The sequence below is a fragment of the Seongchinamella sediminis genome, from assembly GCF_003457605.1.
Classification (GTDB): Bacteria; Pseudomonadota; Gammaproteobacteria; order Pseudomonadales; family Halieaceae; genus Halioglobus; species Halioglobus sediminis.
The window spans coordinates 126,263-142,654 of sequence record NZ_QRAN01000010.1 but is presented as its reverse complement, the minus strand read 5'-3'; the positions used below and the strand labels follow the sequence as shown (position 1 = coordinate 142,654).

At 64.2% G+C, this 16,392-nt stretch carries 16 protein-coding genes; 5 read left to right on the top strand and 11 right to left on the bottom strand.

Going from position 1 to position 16,392, the window contains the following annotated elements; translation table 11 throughout:
- Position 1: 1 nt before the first annotated feature.
- A complete protein-coding gene (locus DWB85_RS11065) occupies positions 2–937 on the bottom strand; it encodes an AAA family ATPase (RefSeq protein ID WP_117954504.1) in 936 nt (311 codons plus the stop codon).
- 394 nt (positions 938–1,331) lie between these two features.
- Between DWB85_RS11065 and DWB85_RS11060 the strand changes: the two genes are divergently transcribed.
- Together DWB85_RS11060 and DWB85_RS11055 are read left to right on the top strand one after the other, a co-directional pair.
- Entirely contained in the window at positions 1,332–2,924 is a 1,593-nt protein-coding gene (locus DWB85_RS11060; protein ID WP_117954501.1) for a phospholipase D-like domain-containing protein, read from the top strand.
- A gap of 23 nt (positions 2,925–2,947) precedes the next feature.
- Positions 2,948–5,419: an LssY C-terminal domain-containing protein gene (locus DWB85_RS11055; protein WP_162846086.1), complete on the top strand. Its 2,472-nt coding sequence runs from the start codon at positions 2,948–2,950 to the stop codon at positions 5,417–5,419.
- A gap of 8 nt (positions 5,420–5,427) precedes the next feature.
- Here the strand turns inward: DWB85_RS11055 and DWB85_RS11050 are convergent, their stop codons facing one another.
- The 4 genes from DWB85_RS11050 to DWB85_RS11035 form a co-directional block, all read right to left on the bottom strand.
- Positions 5,428–5,979: an HNH endonuclease gene (locus DWB85_RS11050; protein ID WP_117954497.1), complete on the bottom strand. Its 552-nt coding sequence runs from the start codon at positions 5,977–5,979 to the stop codon at positions 5,428–5,430.
- A 66-nt stretch (positions 5,980–6,045) separates the two neighbouring features.
- Complete coding sequence (locus DWB85_RS11045; protein ID WP_117954495.1) at positions 6,046–7,281, bottom strand: putative bifunctional diguanylate cyclase/phosphodiesterase; 1,236 nt, start codon at positions 7,279–7,281, stop codon at positions 6,046–6,048.
- Positions 7,278–8,459: an HD-GYP domain-containing protein gene (locus DWB85_RS11040; protein ID WP_117954492.1), complete on the bottom strand. Its 1,182-nt coding sequence runs from the start codon at positions 8,457–8,459 to the stop codon at positions 7,278–7,280. The genes DWB85_RS11045 and DWB85_RS11040 overlap by 4 nt, the downstream gene beginning before the upstream one ends.
- A 135-nt stretch (positions 8,460–8,594) precedes the next feature.
- Positions 8,595–9,206: a fumarylacetoacetate hydrolase family protein gene (locus tag DWB85_RS11035; protein WP_117954490.1), complete on the bottom strand. Its 612-nt coding sequence runs from the start codon at positions 9,204–9,206 to the stop codon at positions 8,595–8,597.
- Positions 9,207–9,305: 99 nt separating this feature from the next.
- On the opposite strand from DWB85_RS11035, the gene DWB85_RS11030 reads away from it, so the two are divergent.
- The gene (locus DWB85_RS11030; RefSeq protein ID WP_117954488.1) at positions 9,306–9,713 is read left to right on the top strand and encodes a DUF1761 domain-containing protein; all 408 of its coding nucleotides are present in this window, start codon (positions 9,306–9,308) and stop codon (positions 9,711–9,713) included.
- Position 9,714: 1 nt separating this feature from the next.
- Here DWB85_RS11030 and DWB85_RS11025 read toward each other — a convergent pair whose 3' ends face one another.
- Positions 9,715–10,386: a PaaI family thioesterase gene (locus DWB85_RS11025; RefSeq protein ID WP_117954562.1), complete on the bottom strand. Its 672-nt coding sequence runs from the start codon at positions 10,384–10,386 to the stop codon at positions 9,715–9,717.
- 54 nt (positions 10,387–10,440) lie between these two features.
- Between DWB85_RS11025 and DWB85_RS11020 the strand changes: the two genes are divergently transcribed.
- Positions 10,441–11,112, top strand: coding sequence for a LysE family translocator (locus DWB85_RS11020; RefSeq protein ID WP_239017294.1), 672 nt, complete (start codon positions 10,441–10,443; stop codon positions 11,110–11,112).
- A gap of 43 nt (positions 11,113–11,155) precedes the next feature.
- Here the strand turns inward: DWB85_RS11020 and DWB85_RS11015 are convergent, their stop codons facing one another.
- Positions 11,156–11,758: a DUF899 family protein gene (locus DWB85_RS11015; protein ID WP_117954486.1), complete on the bottom strand. Its 603-nt coding sequence runs from the start codon at positions 11,756–11,758 to the stop codon at positions 11,156–11,158.
- Positions 11,759–11,886: 128 nt separating this feature from the next.
- Between DWB85_RS11015 and DWB85_RS11010 the strand changes: the two genes are divergently transcribed.
- Positions 11,887–13,116, top strand: coding sequence for an alpha/beta hydrolase family protein (locus DWB85_RS11010; RefSeq protein ID WP_117954484.1), 1,230 nt, complete (start codon positions 11,887–11,889; stop codon positions 13,114–13,116).
- Between the two features lie 13 nt (positions 13,117–13,129).
- Here the strand turns inward: DWB85_RS11010 and DWB85_RS11005 are convergent, their stop codons facing one another.
- Genes DWB85_RS11005 through DWB85_RS10995 form a run of 4 tightly spaced genes read right to left on the bottom strand, consistent with a single transcriptional unit; the run spans position 13,130 to position 16,364 of the window.
- Entirely contained in the window at positions 13,130–13,918 is a 789-nt protein-coding gene (locus DWB85_RS11005; RefSeq protein WP_117954482.1) for a thioesterase family protein, read from the bottom strand.
- Positions 13,919–13,970: 52 nt separating this feature from the next.
- Positions 13,971–14,834 (bottom strand): DMT family transporter, encoded by an 864-nt coding sequence (locus DWB85_RS11000; protein ID WP_117954480.1) that lies wholly within the window; start codon positions 14,832–14,834, stop codon positions 13,971–13,973.
- Between the two features lie 4 nt (positions 14,835–14,838).
- A complete protein-coding gene (locus DWB85_RS19860) occupies positions 14,839–14,967 on the bottom strand; it encodes a cupin domain-containing protein (RefSeq protein WP_162846085.1) in 129 nt (42 codons plus the stop codon).
- A complete protein-coding gene (locus DWB85_RS10995; RefSeq protein ID WP_117954478.1) occupies positions 14,964–16,364 on the bottom strand; it encodes an amidohydrolase family protein in 1,401 nt (466 codons plus the stop codon). The genes DWB85_RS19860 and DWB85_RS10995 overlap by 4 nt, the downstream gene beginning before the upstream one ends.
- Positions 16,365–16,392 lie beyond the last annotated feature (28 nt).

Sequence of the window (16,392 nt, the reverse complement as noted above, 5' to 3'; positions counted from 1 at the left end):
TTCAGCCCACGGCCACCTGGCGGATAATCGCGTCGATGACCTGGTCCGGCGTCACCCGGTCCGCCAGGGCGTCGTAGCTGAGGATAAGCCGGTGGCGCATGACCGCGTGCAGGACCGAGGTGACATCCTCCGGGGTGACATGATCGCGGCCATCCAGCCAGGCGCTGGCCCGGCTGCAGCGGTGCAGGGCGATGCTCGCCCGCGGGCTGGAGCCGGTATCCACCCAGTTGGCCAGCTGTTCGCTGTAGGCCCCCGGCTGGCGGGTGGCCATGACCAGGTCGACGATGTACTGCTCTACCGGCGCGGCTATCTGCATGTTGCCGATCACCTCGCGGGCGGCAAAGATGTGGTCCTGGCTGATCATGGACAATGCCTCCTGCCTGTCCGCCTCCTCCGCCTGCAGCATGCGCACGATGGAAAGCTCGGCCTCGGAGCCGGGATAGTCCACGGAAATCTTCATCAGGAAGCGGTCCATCTGCGCCTCGGGCAAGGGGTAGGTGCCCTCCTGTTCGATCGGGTTCTGGGTGGCCAGCACCATGAATAGCGGGGGCAGCTGGTAGGTCTTGCCGGCGACGGTTACCTGGCGCTCTTCCATGGCTTCCAGCAAGGCCGCCTGCACCTTGGCGGGGGCGCGGTTGATCTCGTCGGCCAGTACCAGTTCGTTGAATATCGGGCCCTGCTGGAAAATGAGTTCCGACACCCCCTGGTTGTCCTGGTACACCTCGTTGCCGGTGACGTCGGAAGGCAACAGGTCCGGGGTGAACTGGATCCGCCCGAGGCTGGCTTGCAGCACCCGGGACAGGGTCTTGATGGAGCGGGTCTTGGCGGTGCCTGGCAGGCCCTCGAGCAGCACATTGCCGTTGCACAGCAGCGCCAGGGTCAGGGTGCGTACCACCTCTTCCTGGCCGATCACCGAGCGGCCCATCTGATCCATCATTGACTGTACAGCTTGCAGGTGTGCGTTGGACAAGAGCTACTCCTTTCGAATTGTAATTACCGCCGCTAGATTATAGTGAGAATACACGATCACACCGCCTGGTTTGGGCGCCCGGGCGCAGGTTCCGTCCAGTTTTTGTCGGGATTGTTGTCCGCGCCGGCCGTGCTAAACGGCCGCGCCAATATGGTCTATTCTGGAGGAGTGGCCGCGGGCGGTAAACAGTGCCCGCGGGTTGCGGTTCGACAGTAGTCAATAATCGAGGTTAAACAAATGGAAAAGGTTTTTCTGCTGGCATCCCTGTTCGGCAAAGCCTACGACTCGGTAGACAAGGAAAAAGCCGCTGAGGCGGTGGATATGGTCAAGGTCAGGGAAGCGATCAGCGAGTAGCGTCATTATGTCAACGCAGATGTTAGCGGCGGGACGGCGCCAGCGCCGAAGCATTAACTGCCTACTCGAGCGAGCTGCCATTGTCCTGGCGGCAATGGCGCTGGCCCTGCTCACTGCCTGCAGCGGGCCGGGCCTCAGGGAGCAGCGGCCCGTCGACAGGGCGCTGAGCCAGGCCTTGCCCCCGGCCCAGAGCGGCACTCTCGCCGGGATTGCGGCGGGCATAACCAGCCGGCACGGTAACGACCAGTCCGGCTTCCGCTTGCTGGACAGCAGCGAGGACGGGCTGCGCTGGCGCCTGGCGCTGATCGACTCGGCCACCACCTCCCTCGATATCCAGACCTATCTCTGGTACCCGGATTACAGCGGCGCGCTGATCCTGGAGCGGGTGATCAAGGCTGCCGAGCGCGGCGTCAGGGTGCGGATCATCGTCGATGACCTGATTCTCCAGGGCCAGGACCAGTTGATCGCCAACCTGCACGCGGCGCCCAATATCGAGTTCGGTATTTTCAATCCCTGGACCGACCGGCGCTCCCTGGTCAACCGGGCCGGTGAAATGCTGGCGCGCATGGAGCGCCTCAATATCCGCATGCACGACAAGCTGATGATCGCCGACGGTCATGCGGTGGTGATTGGCGGACGCAATATTGGCGATCACTACTTCGGCCTCAGCGACACCTACAATTTCCACGACACCGACCTGCTCGGGATCGGTCATATCGGCATCGAAGCCAGTGAAATGTTCGACCACTTCTGGAACAGTGAGTGGGTGGCCACCGCAGATGCCCTGACCACCGAGCCGGACCAGGCGCTGGCGCGGGAGCAGCGCCAGAAGGTGCAGGCCCGCCTGCAGGGCGCAAGCCGGCTGCAGCGCTTCCCGCTGGCCCCCGGCGACTGGAGCGCCGAGTTCGGGCAGCTGGCCCCTGAACTGCGCATTGGCCGCAGCAAGCTGGTGTACGACGAGGCCGCCCGCGAGCAGATCTCGCAGAAAATGGCCGGCAGCATGTTCAACTTTTTCAACATCGCCGAGGAGGAGTTGCTGATACAGAACGCCTACATCATCCCGGGGGACGAGGCGATCGACTTTCTCGAGCGCAAGCGCGACGCGGGGGTGAAGATCCGGGTGCTGACCAACTCCCTGGCGTCCCACGACGTGCCGGCGGTCAACAGCCACTACGAGCCCTGGCGCGATGATTTCATCCAGGCCGGGGTGGACCTGTGGGAGTTTCGCTCGGACCCCGCAATCAAGAGTACCGTGGTTGACGTGCCGCCGGTCAACGCCGGTTTCAGCGGTTTGCACAGCAAGTGCGCGGTGGCGGATCGCCGCTATGTCTTTGTCGGCTCGATGAACCTGGATCCGCGCTCGCGGGCGATCAATACCGAAATGGGCGCAATGATCGACTCGCCGGCACTGGCCGAGGACCTGGCGCGGATGCTGGAGCGCAATATGAGCGGTGAGAACGCCTGGCATGTGCAGATGGATGACAGGGGCAAGCTGTCCTGGGTCAACAGTGAGCAGACGCTGGACAAGCAGCCCGCGCGCGATGGCATGCAGCGGGTGATGAACGTGCTGATGAAGCTCGGTCCCCGGGACCAGTATTGATGATGTTCTACGGGGTGGGCTGGATGAGCGCAGCATCGCCCCCGCGGCGCCGGTGGGCCCGGCTCTGGCCCTGCCTGCTGTTCACCCTGTTGCTGATCAGCGGCTGTGCCAGCAGGCCCTACCAGGGCGCGGACCCGGGCGCCGCCGGTTTCCTGCAGCGCGCCGTTGTCCAGCAACAGGATGGCCTGGTGATTTCCGCGGCGGTGCCGACCGCGGAGGAAACCATTGCGCTGACCGGGCTCGATCTTTATCAGCAGGGCATTCAGCCGCTGTGGCTCAAGGTAGAGAACCGCAGCGACGCCCCGGCCCGGGTCATCACCTGGAGTATTGACCGGGACTACTTCGCGCCGATTGAAGTGGCCTACATGAACCGGCGGCCCTACAGCAAGGCGGGTTACCAGGCCATGGAGCGCTGGTTCATGGACACCGCCCTGCCGCGGCGGATTCCCGCCGGGGAGGTTCACAGCGGCCTGGTCTACACCAATCGCATGGAGGGCACCAAGGGCTTCAACCTGACCCTGATACACCGCGAGAGCGTTGCCGATTTTACCTTTTTCGTGCCCTTGCCGGGTTTCACGCCAGACTTTATGACCAGGGACTTCGCCGCGCTGTACCGCAGCGAGGAAAGGGGCGATTACGACCAGGCCGGCCTGCAGCGTGTCCTGGAACAGGAACTGGCCTGCTGCGCCACCAGCCCGGACGGCGCCGCCAGCGGAGCGCCGTTCAATGTGGTGCTGGTGGGAGAGGGCGGTACCGTGCGTCGGGCGATGCTGCGCGGCGGCTGGCAGGAAACCGCGACGGACAATGAAGTCGCCAGCCGGGCCCGACTGCAGTCGTATCGCGGCCGCGAACCCGACGCGATCTACTCCCAGCAGCGCGCCGATGGCGACGAGCGCATTGTGCTCCACCTGTGGCTGTCTCCCTGGCTTGCCCGGGGCTCGCCGGTCTGGATAGGCCAGGTGTACTACGCCAGGATGCAGGACCCGCTGTTCCAGTGGGCGCGGGAACAGGGATTACAGGACACGGAGGTGTACAGGTTTTTCGCCCGGGAAAGCCTGGTGTCGGATATCGACAGCGCCCAGCGCTACCTGTACCAGAATCTCTGGTACGGGGGCTCCCTGGAGAAGGTGGGCTATGTGCGCGGCATGGACGAGGTGCCGGTGGAAGAGCCCATGCAGGGCTTCGAGGGCACGCCGGTTTTCAGCCACGGTATGCGTATGGTCGCGTTCCTGTCCGATGAATTCCGGGCCATTGATGAAGTGACCTACCTGAACAACCCTGCGGCAATGTTAGCGGCGCAGGACCCGGAAATGCCGTTTGAGGGTCGCCAGGTCCGGCCGCCCAATGACCGCCAGCACAGCAAGACCAGCGGCCCGCTGACGGTTACCACCGCGGTGCCCAGCGCCGGGGAGACGCAGGAAATTTTCAAGGTCGATCTCTACGCCCGCAACATCCAGCCGGTGTGGATCGAGATTGAAAACAACAGTGACGAGGTGCTCCAGCTCACGCCCATGGGCATCGACGAGCTCTACTTCACCCCGCGGGAGGCCGCCAACCGGACCCGCAGGGGCTTTCGGGGCAGGCATGCCGAACGCTATGAGCGCCGCGGCCATATCCGCCTGAGCGTGCCGCCCAACAGCACCCAGTCGGGCTACATTTTCAGCCGGGTGGACGAGGGCACCAAGTCCTTCAACGTCGATGTGCTCGGCCAGGACAGTGCCCACCTGATGACATTTTTCGTGCCGGTGCCGGGGCTGCGTATCGACCACCACGAGGTGGACATGAACGCGCTCTACTCGCCGGCGGAGATTCGCGAGGTCGGACTGGCAGAACTGGTCGCGGCACTGGAGGCCATGCCCTGCTGCGTCAGGGACGCCGCGGGGCAGGAAAAAGGCGATCCCCTTAACCTGGTGTTTATTGGCCAGCCACTGGATCTCTACTACGCCTTCATGCGCGCCGGCTGGGACGAAACCGAGACAATTTACGGCGCCTCCCTGTGGAAAACCGGGCTTTCCGCCATCACCGGCGGGGCCTACCGCTATTCACCGGTCAGCGCCCTGTACGTGTTCGACCGGCCCCAGGATGCAGCCATGCAGCGGGCCCGCGGCAGTATCCACGAGCGCAACCACCTGCGGGTGTGGATGACGCCGCTGCTGTACCAGGGCCTGCCGGTGTGGATCGGGCAGATCAGCCGGGACATCGGTGTGCGCTTTACCCGCAAGACGATTACCACCCACAAAATAGATCCCGATGTCGACGAGACGCGCGAGTTCCTGCTCGAGGATATGGTGTTCACCCAGGGGGTGAAGGCCTTCGGCTATATCGGCGGGGTGGGCGCGGCGGACTATGACGAGCCCCGCGGCAACCTGACGGGAGATCCCTATTTTACCGATGGCCAGCGGGTGCTTATGTGGCTGTCCGGCGAGCCGGTGGGACTGGACGAAGTGCGCCTGGTTGACCTGTCACCGTACCGTACCGGCGTCGTCGGGCCCTGAGGCGGGCATCAGTGCGCCCAGTCGCGCTGGGCCTTGAACTGACGGGACAGGTAATCCATCTGGTCCGCGAGGATGCGCTCCTTGGCCAGGAAGTGCCACTCGTAGGGATTGGGGCGGAACGGCACTGCCAGCAGCGGCATGCCGGCTTCCTCCGGTGTCATGTTGTCTTTTTTCCAGTTGCAGCGGCGGCAGGCCGCCACCACGTTTTCCCACTTGTCGCTGCCGCCCCGTGAGCTGGGCAGGACATGGTCGCGGGTCAGTTCGGCGCGCCGGAACTGCTGGCCGCAGTACAGGCAGCGGTGATCGTCGCGGCGGAACAGGGTGCGGTTGCACAAGGGTGGGCTGAAGCCCTGGATGATGCGGCCCTGGATGGCAATGATGGGCTGCAGGTCAATGCGTGAGCGTTTGCCGGTAAGGCGCTGTGTGCCGCCAAATACCGGGGGCAGGGTTTCCCCGATGCCGTAGATGACATCGCCGCGGGCGTAGGCAGAAATTGCCTCGTGGGCGGTGATCCAGCCGCGTGGCTGACCCGCCATGTCCAACCGCAGGATCGCTTGCATGGGTTCCCACTCGAAGACTCAGTTACAAGCTACTGCAATTCTGTGTCGCTTACAATCGCCAATCGCTTAGATAATCGGGTGGTTCTCCACTGGCTGCCGGCGCCTCGGGTCGCGCCTGGCAATGCCGTAGCTGGCTTCAAAGGTGCTTGCCTCCAGCGGCCGGTCGAAGACATAGCCCTGGAGAATGTCGCAGCCGAGGTCTTGCAGGCGTTCGGCAATCTCGCTGCTTTCCACGCCCTCGGCGACCACGCGCATGGAGAAGTTGTGGGCCAGGTCGATAACAGCCTTGACGATGGCGTGGTCCTTGCCGCTTTCCAGCATTTTCAGCACGAAACTGCCGTCGATCTTGATCTCGTCCACCGGCAGGTCGCGGAAGTAGGACAGGGAGGAGAAGCCGGTGCCGAAGTCGTCCAGCGATACCTGGACCCCGCGCAGGCGCATAGCGGCCAGCTGTTCCATCATGGTGGTCTGGTTGGCGACCATGATCCGCTCGGTCACTTCCAGCACCAGCCTGGCGGGTGCTACCCCGTGAATGTCCAGGGCGTCACTGACCACCGAAGCCAGCTGGCCGTCCAGCAACAGCTGGGGAGTGATGTTGACCGCGATGCTCAGCTCTTCCGGCCAGCGGGCCAGTCGCGCGACCGCCGACTTGACCGCCCAGAAGGTCATCGGCCGAATGACCTCGTGACACTCGGCCACGGCGATAAACTGCCCCGGCGGTATCACTTTCCGGTCGCTGGTATGCCAGCGCATCAGTGCCTCGGCGCCAACCAGCGAGCGATAGCTGGCGTGGATTTTCGGCTGGTAGTAAAGCTGCAACTCGCCCATTTCCACCGCGTTTTCCAGCCGTTCCAGCAGTTTCTGCTCGGCGGCGGCCCGCACCGTTTTTTGCGGTGCGTAAACATCGTATATCCGCGAGCCCTTGCGCGCCTGGCGCAGGGCCATGCTGGCCTGGCGCAGGGCCTGTTCGCGTCCCTTGTCCGGGTCGGCGGACCCGGTGAAGCCGGCGCGGATGTTAAGCGCTACTGGCCGGCCGTACTGGTAGTGCGGTTCGGCAAACATGCGCTCCAGCTTGGATGTCGCCAGTTCCAGTTCGCCGCGGGTGCCCACGCCGTGCAGCACCACGCAGCAGCGGTTTTCATCCAGCCGTTGCCACTCGTCCCTGGGTCGCACCCAGTCCTGCAGGCGCTGGAAAAATGCCTGCTGGACATCGCCAAAGCTCGATTTGCCCAGCCGGTCCAGCAGCTCCTCGGCATCGGCGAGTTCTACCAGGCCGACCATGCACTGATTGGAGGTGTTCACAGGTAGTATTCCTCGCTGTTGACGCCGTGACTGCCGGGCAGCAGCTCCCGGGCGATCCAGCGCTCGATTGCGCGCGGATCGTCCTGGTTGCAGAGATCGACAATCTCCAGTGGCTCCCGCTTGTTCTTGCGGCCGTCCAGCACCACCACGATTTCCGGTTTGAGCCGGCGGGTTTCGTTCTGGCGGGTGACGATCGCCACCTCGCCGGTATTGAGTTCCACCAGGGTGCCGGTGGGGAACAGGCCGATGGCCTGGACAAACTGCTCGACCAGGGCGTCCTGGAACTTGCTGCCCTTGGCATCGAGCAGCTCCTGGGCGGCCTCGTGGGAGGTCCTTGCCGGTGCCCAGGGGCGGGGCGTAATCATCGCATCATAGGTATCGACCAGGCCGGCGATGCGCGCCAGCAGCGGTATGGCGGCGCCCTGCAGACCACGGGGATAGCCGGAACCGTCCATGCGCTCGTGATGGTTTTCGATGATGCCCAGTACTTCGAAGTTCACGTTACTGGAGTCCGCCACCAGCTCGGCCCCCATGGTCGGGTGGGCGCGGATGATCCGCTGCTGGCCCTCGCTGAGCCGGTTGGCCTGGCCCAGCATTTGCGCAGGCAGCTCGGTCATGCCGACGTCACACATGGCGCAGCCCACCGCCAGGGTCTCCAGCTCGTCCCGGTGAAGGCCGATCTGACGCCCCAGGATGGCGGCCCAGGCGGCCATGGAGACGCCGTGCTCAAAGCGGTAGTCGCCGCTTTCCTTGAGCCGGAGCAGGGCGCCAACCGCCTCCCGGTTCTTGAATACCGCTTCGATCAGCGGGCTGATGGACGCCTGGACCCTGGAAATTTCAGTACTGCGGCCCGCCCGCAGGGCGTCGAATACCCTGTCCAGCGTCTGGGCGGCGTTGTCGAAGCAAACCCGCGCCTCACGCATGTCGGCGCGCAACTCCAGCCGCTCCTGGGGTACAAGGTGGGTGGGCGCGGTATCCAGGGCGAGGAAGTGTTTCTGCGCCTTGTACTCGGCGTCGACAAAAACGTGATCGACAAACCTGGAGACATAAATCACTTCTGCCGGGTCGCGCACCACAAAACCCTGGAGGGCAAACGGTGTTTCCAGCCACGGCCGGTCCAGCTCGGCGACAAACATGCCGGGCTCTAGGCTGGCAGCTGGAACCTTGACCAGGCGCATCAACTCTCCGGGGCGAAACTGCGGACGCTGTCAGGTTATGACGGCCGTGAGGGCAAGTCGATGCCAGGCCGCCAGAACTGTGATCGGGGTCCGGCTTTGCGCGCGGAAACTGTGACCGGATTCGCGCTTTTCCCGCTAGCTGGCGTGCCAGCTGCGCTCGGCCAGTATCCGCGAGCCCTGCAGCACCCGGCCGGTGAAGCTGTCGCCGGCATTTACCCTGCCGACCCCCGCGGGAGTGCCGGTCATCACGATGTCGCCATCTTCCAGGGAGGTGAACTCGCGCAACTGGGCCAGGATCTCGTCTGGCGGGTACATCATCAGCTCCACGCCGCCAGACTGACGCAGCTGGCCGTTGACCAGCAGCTGCAGCGACAGTGCCTCGGGGGTGTCGATAGCGGTGAAGGGCGAGAACAGCGCCGCCCCGTCGAAGGCCTTGGCCCGTTCCCAGGGCAGGCCCCTGTCCTTGAGCTTCGCCTGCAGCTCGCGCTTGGTCAGGTCCAGGCCAAAGCCCGCCGCCACCGGCCTGCCCGCCTCGATCAGCAGGGCAATCTCCCCCTCGTAGTGCAGGGGCTCGCCTCCCAGGCTGGCATGCAGCTGGTCACTGATTGCCGAGTTGGGTTTGCCGAACACCACCATCTGTTCCGGCACCTCGTTACCCAGCTCCTCGATGTGGGCCACATAGTTGCGCCCCACACAGATAATCTTGCTGGGCGCGATTTCGGTACCATCGAAGTTAACTGTTCTCATGCACGCTGCGTTCCGTTGCCTGGCTGGCGCCATTATAGACTGTGGAACCGGCGCGGTGTGCTAGTCTCAAGGGGGTCATGAGCAACGAGGTAGTGAAGCGTGGAAGTGGAAATTAGCATCAACCTGAGCGCCGCCATGGTCGCGGCGGTGGCGTCCTTTGTGCTGGGGGGACTGTGGTACGGCCCGGCCTTCGGCAAGCGCTGGCAGGCCCTGGTGGGTTTGTCTGATGAGGATATCGCCAGCAGCGGCCACCCGGCGAAGGTTTTTGCCGCGGCCTTCGTGCTCACCCTTATCCAGGCGCTGATGCTCTCCGCGCTCATTCCCGCTGACCCGGACATGGAAGTGGGGCTGGTGTACGCGCTGGTGATCGGTATCAGTTTCGTGGCCACCGCCTTTGGGGTGAACTACCTGTTTTGCCGTTCACCGCGGGCCCTGTTCGCCATCGATGCGGGTTACAACGTGCTCCAGTTCGCGCTGATGGGCGCCATTATCGGCGCCTTCGGCTGAATCAACCCCGCTGCTGGTTCTCCAGCGAGTGGATGCCGCTGCGGGGCTCAACAAACAGGGCTTCGCAGCTGGCGGTAAGCACCTCATCGGCCCACATGCTGGCGACGATCGTGGTCTTGCGTCCATCCGCCTTAACCAGTCGCGCCTCGAGCTTGAGGTCGGTATTGAGCGGGGTGCGGGAGTGATAGTTCACATGCAGGTAGCCGGTCATGCCCGGTCGACCGCCGAGTTTCTGGGCCACACCCATGAACTGGTCGAATATGGCGGCCACAAACCCGCCGTGCACGCTGCCCGGCGGACCCTCATAAACCCAGCCGCACAGGCAGTGCCCCAGGGCCTTGTCATCCTCGAGCCAGGCGTTTACAGGTGGCGCGATGGGATTGGCGTAACCCCCGATGGGATTGAGTTCATGGCTGACCTGCCCGAAGGAGCCATGCTGGCCACTCCTGATCCAGTCCAGCCGGCCGAATAAGCGGGGCGAACGGGAGAATTCCTCGGCGGTAGTTTCCAGCTGGGCGGCGATGTCGTGCATCTTCTGGATGTCCGGCGAGCTGGTTACCAGGACCTCGGTCAGTTGCTTGATCGCGCTGGCGACCCGCCGCTTCGCTTCCCACTCTTCACTGATTGGCGGGGTGATGTCCTCGCTGGCGAAGGGATCGTTGATCTCGTTCATATTGCTGCCTTTGCTCAATCCTCAGGCCAACAGTTTACTCCAGGGAGGCTGATATTGCGGTTCAGCTTGTCAGGCTTCAACGCGCTTGGGGCCTGGCCCGGCTTTGGTCATAATGGCGCCATGCCCTATGAACTGCTCACCGGCCTGGCCCTGTTTTCCTTTGTCAGCTCCATTACCCCCGGGCCCAATAACCTGATGTTGATGGCCTCCGGCGCCAATTTCGGTTTTCGGCGTACGCTGCCGCACATGCTGGGGGTGGGCATCGGCTTTACTGCCATGGTGGCGCTGGTGGGACTGGGCCTGGTGGGCCTGTTCGAGGCCTATCCCCTGAGTTATGAGGTGCTCAAGACGGTGAGTGTTGTTTACCTGGTGTTCCTGGCCTGGAAAATCGCGACCTCGGCGGCACCGGCAGGTACCGGCACCGCAGAGCAGGGTGGCGGCAAGCCGATTACTTTCATCCAGGCGGTGCTGTTCCAGTGGGTGAACCCCAAGGCCTGGACCATGGCGCTGACGGCCCTGACAATTTACGCGCCCTCCCGGAGCCTGTGGGCGGTGCTGCTGGTGGCGGTGGTGTTCGGTCTGGTCAACCTGCCCTGCGTCAGTTCCTGGACCTTGCTGGGCCAGCAACTGCAGCGCTGGCTCACCAGCCGGCGGCGCCTGGTGGCCTTTAACCTGAGCATGGCGCTGCTGCTGATTGCCTCGCTCTATCCGGTGTTGGCGCCCTGAGCTCAAGCGCGATGCGTCGCTGGAGGTGAATGGCTGGCAGCCGCTAATCGTTCAGCCTGGCGCCGCTGTCATCCATTTTTTCCGGGCGCTTCCAGTAACTGAACTGGGGTGTCCAGTCCGCGGTGCCCAGGCCCGCCAGGCTGAGCAGCGGCCACAGGCTGCAGTACTGGTCGCCGGGGCCGAAACTGCTGCCCCCGAGGCGGTAAATCCTGTCGCTCCTGCGCTGGTAGCAGACCACCCCCGGGGCATTGTCCTGGTCCGGCTCGGTACTCTGTTCACGGATGTAGTCGCCGCCACCGTGGGAGGCGGTGCGAAAACGCCAGCCGCGCTCGTTGGCGAAGCGGCGCTGCAGCGCCGGTTCATCGCGGGATACCAGCACCACGCTCATGGCGGTTTCCAGGTGCGGCAGGAAGGGGTTGATGCCGTCCGCCCACACGGTGCAGTAGCGACAGCCCTGGCCCATGTTGTGGATGACCATCAACTTGTCCCGGCCGGCAAACAGCTGGCTGAGAGTGGTGCTTCCCTCCAGGGTCCGGAACGGGTAGTCCGGTACTGCCTCTGGCTCTGTTTCCTGGCGCAGCCTGTGCAACTGCTGTCCCAGCTGGTAAATCTGCATTTCCAGCTCGCGAACGCTCTCCCCACTCATATTCCCGTCTCCCTGTCGCTAAAGGCAAAGGAAATAGCAGTATAGTCCCCGTGGCGCACCGCAGTAGTAAACGCCAGCACATCGGGTAAACTCACTGGTATAAAAATACCAGTGCCGAGGCCGCAAGCATGTACGACATTGCCAGTACCGTTTCCCGGGTCGCCAACGAGACCTACAGCCATACTCGCAGGATCATGCCGCCGCAGCCCTGGTGGGATCACCTGGAGAGCAGTTTTCACAAATTTCCCGATGACTTCGAACTGGACCTGCGCACCGAGATGACGGTGGATGCCACCGCCTTCGGGGACCTGCTGTTGCGCACGACTGGCGCCAGCATGCTCAATGCGCTGGCCCTGCCGGCCAGCCTGCAGCCCCGGCAACTTAAGCGCGACGCCGGACACCGCCGCTTCTACCAGCGCAAGGCGGACAAGGCCGACCCGGAAGTTTTTTTCAAGCGGCCCAATTCCTCCCGGGTGGAAATGCGTACATCCAGCGCCGGCCTGCTGCGCTTCCGGCCCAAAGACGGCAGTTGCCGGCTGCTCAGCTTTGACAGCCCGTTCCGGACCGTAAACCCGAAGCTGCGGGAGGAGTACCCGAAGCAAAAACGCAATATGCGGGCGGTGGCCCAGTACTGGCGGCACGATGATGGGCCGCGCCCCACCATCGCCGTTATCCACGGCTTCATGGCCGACCCCTACTGGCTAAACCGGATGTTCTTCGCCCTGCCGTGGTTCTACCAGCAGGGTTACGACATCCTGCTCTATACCCTGCCCCACCACGGCAGGCGGGCGTCACGGCTGTCGCCGTTCAGCGGCCACGGCTTTTTTGCCGGCGGAACCGCCCACATCAGCGAGTCCTTCGCCCACGCGGTGCATGATTTCCGTATTTTCCTCGACTGGCTGGAATCCGAGGGGGTGAGCAAGGTGGGGGTGACGGGTATCAGCCTCGGCGGTTATACCTCGGCTCTGCTGGCCTCGGTGGAGGAAAGGCTGGAATTCGCCATACCCAATGTGCCGGTGGTCAGCCTCGCTGACCTGGTGCTGGAGTGGTTCCCGCTGAACCTTTCGATCAAGGCCATGCTCAAGGCCTCGGGGACCAGCATCCGCGAAATTCGCCACGAGATGGCGGTGCATTCGGCGCTGACCTACCAGCCGCGCCTGCCCAAGGAGCGCCTGATGGTGATCGCCGGCGCCGGTGACCGGCTGGCCCCGCCGAAGCACGCCCGCCTGCTGTGGGACCACTGGGACCGGCCCCAGATTCACTGGTTCCCCGGCAACCACCTGCTGCACCTGGACAAGGGCAAGTACCTGAAGGCAATGGCCGCCTTCATGCGCGAGATCGAATTCGACCGCATGTAGGCCGGCGTGGGGTTCAGCCCCTGGGCATCAGGGCCAGCTGGCGCGAGAGGGCGACCAGCCGGCCGCTGCTGTCCCAGATTTCCCCGTCCTCCTCCAGAACGCCGCCGGTCATGAAGCGGGTGCTGAATTTGCAGCGCAGCCAGCCGGGGGCGGGGATGCCGCGAACCTGGGTGGTCATCTCCAGGGTGGGTACCCAGTTGACCGGCAGGTCGGCATTGAACACGGTAGGGGGAAACGCGTCCGCGACCAGCATCAGACCGAAGGCGTCTATAGGCTCCCCGTCAGTCAATCGGATCCAGCCGCGCACCAGGGGCTGGCCACTGGGTTGGCCGCTGAAGACTCGCGCATCTTCCGGGTGCAGCCGCATATCCACCCGGCCCATCATCGGCGGCGGGAAGCCCGCCGGATCGGGCCTTACCCGCACACAGTCATCCGGATCCGGCAGGGCCGGGGGTTCGGCGTCCACCCGCACCACCCCGTCGACCGTAGCGACCTCGGTAAACGCGCCGAGGAATTCCAGCAGGGTCTTGTCCCCGGACTTCATGGTCGCCCGCAGGGTATTGAAGTTGCGCCCGGCCTTGAGGACGTGGGGGTGAATGGTGACCGGCCCCACCTTGCCCGGCGACAGGAAGTGGGCGGTCAGGCTCACCGGGTGGGGCCGGCTGGCCGCTGCCATGGCCCGGGCCCCGAGCGCCATCAGGTAGCCGCCATTGGCGTTGCCCAGGATGTCCCAGCCGGGGGCAATCCCGGCCTGGTAGTGGTCACCGCTCGCGGTGACGGCGGTATCACGACTGAAGCTCATCACTTTTCCTTGCTAAAACCGGGTTCTATATTGAAACCAATACTCGCGGGAGTCAATCGCGAGCGCTGCCGCGACGGTAGCGGTACAGCGACAGTGCCGCACTGGAACCGAGCACCAGGGCGCAGCCAGCGACCTTGACCGGGGTCATGGGTTCACCGAGGAAGATGGCGCTGCCGATCAGCGCCCCGGGCAGGTAGAGATAGTAAATCATACTGGCGTAAATGGCCGGTAGTTCGGTACTCGCTTTTACCCACAGGCCGTGGGAGACCACCGTGCAGAGCAGGCCGAGCACCAGTAACTGGTAGACATCGGTCATCTGCAGGTCCCAGTTGGCCCGGCCCCACAGCGGCAGGAACAGCAGCAGGGCGAAGAAAAACTGGCCCCAGGTGCGCTCCAGGGTGCCGATATCGCTGGCGCGCTGGTGCAGCAGCGGCATGGCGGCATACAGCAGGGCGCTGAGCAGGCCCACCGCAATACCCAGGGAAACGTCGTTCTCCAGGCTGAATTCCGGCGACACGATCACACAGCCGGCGAAGCAGACGCCAATGGCCAGCCACTCCGCGGGGGCCACTTTTTCGCCGTTGAACAGGTAGGCCAGCACCAGGTACTGCACGCTGTAGGTGAGAATCGTCAATGCGGCGATGGCGGCCGTGGCCAGCTTGATACTGAAAAAGTAGCTTAGCCAGTGCAGGCCGAATACCACACCGATCACCATCAGCTGCAGCCACTGCCGCCCGCTGAGGCGCAGCAGGTGGCCGCGAAACACGACCAGCGGCATGAACGCGAGTACCGCGATGCCCAGGCGGGCAATGCCGATAGTATAGGCGTTGGCCTCGGTGGCCTTGATCAGCACCGGTACGGCGGACATCACCAGCACTGCCACCACGCCGATAAGAATGAGACGGGGGTGGGCCATGGCGTTAAGGGGTGTAGGCCGTGATCAGCTTGCGGCGCTGGCCCGCGGCGAGGTCGGGGCCCAGTACCGCGCTCTCCAGCGTGCCGTCCGGGTGAAGCAGGTAATAGTGTAGCGCTGCAGCCTGGCTCCTCATGAGCGGGCATCCCTGGCCGCCAGGGCCGCGCGGATTTTACCGGACGCCTTGTCCACGGCACTGCGCAGGACTGCCTCGTCAATGGTGTTGACCTGGCGGTCCTCCATCAGCACCTGTCCCGCTACCACGGTGGTGACCACGTCGCTGGCGTCGAGCACGTACACCAGGTGGGAGACGACATCGTACAGCGGCTGGTGCTGCGTCTTGCTCAGGTCGAGCTGAATCAGGTCGGCCTGCATGCCAGGCTTCAGCTGGCCGATACGGTCGCCCAGGCGAATGGCGGCGGCCCCGGTCCGGGTCGCCATGGCCAGCGCCTGTTGCGCGGGCAGGGTGGTCGGTTCGCCGCTGGCGACCTTGTGCAGTAGCGCGGCCAGGCGCAGCTCTTCCCACATGTCCAGGTCGTTGTTGGAGGCGGCCCCGTCGGTACCCAGGCCCACGTTGACGCCGGCTGCCAGCATCGCCGGCACGGGGGAAATGCCGGCCCCCAGTTTCATGTTGGAGGTCGGGTTGTGGATGGCGCCGACGCCGGCCTCCGCGGTCAGGGCGATGTCGGCGCTATCCAGTTGCACCATGTGGGCGGCGATCAGCTTCCGGTCGTACATGCCCAGGCCCGCCACATGCTGCACCGGGCTGGTCTGGTAGTTTGTGTTGATGAACGCGGTTTCCGCCGGGGCCTCGGCCAGGTGCATGGAAATCGGCGCCCCCGCCTGGCCGGCGGCCTCCACCGTGGCCTGCAGGTGCTCGGGAGCAACCGTGTAGGGGGCGTGGGGCGCAAACGCCGATGTCACCCGTGGGTGCCTGCCCTGCCAGCGCTGTACAAATTCGCGGGCGGCGGCGAAGGAGTCGTCCCAGCCCTCGAAACCCGGGCTGGGATAGTCGATATGCGGGGCGGCGACCACTGCCCGCAGCCCGCAGCTGGCCACCACCGCGGCAATCTGGTCCGGGTAAAAGTACATATCCACAAAGGTGGTGGTGCCGCCGCGTATCATTTCCCAGCAGGCCAGGGTGGTGCCGGTGGTGACGAACTCCGGGGTGACAAACCGAGCCTCCATCGGAAATATGTATTCATTCAGCCAGGTCATCAACTCGAGGTCATCCACCATGCCCCGGAACAGGGTCATACTGCTGTGGGTGTGACCGTTGACCAGGCCCGGCATTACCACCCGGCCGCGGCCGCTGATCGATTTTGGGGCGATATATTTGCCGTCGATCACCGCGCGGCTGCCCACGGCGAGGATTTTGTCGCCGCTGATGGCAACCGCCGCATCCTCGATCACCGGGGCGCCCGCTTCCATGGTCAGCAGGTAATCGGCGTAGACGATCAGGTCGGGCTGCGCAGCCCTGAGCGGCAGTGCCGGCACTAACAGCGCGAGCAGGATGATCAGCGGCTTGTACACGTTCTGGCTCCGGTGGATAGGCGCCGTC

Bases quoted from the DNA above. Each gene is read 5' to 3' on its own strand.
- DWB85_RS11065 (WP_117954504.1), bottom strand. From the start codon at position 937: ATGATGGATCAGATGGGCCGCTCGGTGATCGGCCAGGAAGAGGTGGTA.
- DWB85_RS11060 (WP_117954501.1), top strand. From the start codon at position 1,332: ATGTCAACGCAGATGTTAGCGGCGGGACGGCGCCAGCGCCGAAGCATT.
- DWB85_RS11055 (WP_162846086.1), top strand. From the start codon at position 2,948: ATGAGCGCAGCATCGCCCCCGCGGCGCCGGTGGGCCCGGCTCTGGCCC.
- DWB85_RS11050 (WP_117954497.1), bottom strand. From the start codon at position 5,979: ATGCAAGCGATCCTGCGGTTGGACATGGCGGGTCAGCCACGCGGCTGG.
- DWB85_RS11040 (WP_117954492.1), bottom strand. From the start codon at position 8,459: ATGCGCCTGGTCAAGGTTCCAGCTGCCAGCCTAGAGCCCGGCATGTTT.
- DWB85_RS11035 (WP_117954490.1), bottom strand. From the start codon at position 9,206: ATGAGAACAGTTAACTTCGATGGTACCGAAATCGCGCCCAGCAAGATT.
- DWB85_RS11025 (WP_117954562.1), bottom strand. From the start codon at position 10,386: ATGAACGAGATCAACGATCCCTTCGCCAGCGAGGACATCACCCCGCCA.
- DWB85_RS11015 (WP_117954486.1), bottom strand. From the start codon at position 11,758: ATGAGTGGGGAGAGCGTTCGCGAGCTGGAAATGCAGATTTACCAGCTG.
- DWB85_RS11010 (WP_117954484.1), top strand. From the start codon at position 11,887: ATGTACGACATTGCCAGTACCGTTTCCCGGGTCGCCAACGAGACCTAC.
- DWB85_RS11005 (WP_117954482.1), bottom strand. From the start codon at position 13,918: ATGAGCTTCAGTCGTGATACCGCCGTCACCGCGAGCGGTGACCACTAC.
- DWB85_RS11000 (WP_117954480.1), bottom strand. From the start codon at position 14,834: ATGGCCCACCCCCGTCTCATTCTTATCGGCGTGGTGGCAGTGCTGGTG.
- DWB85_RS19860 (WP_162846085.1), bottom strand. From the start codon at position 14,967: ATGAGGAGCCAGGCTGCAGCGCTACACTATTACCTGCTTCACCCGGAC.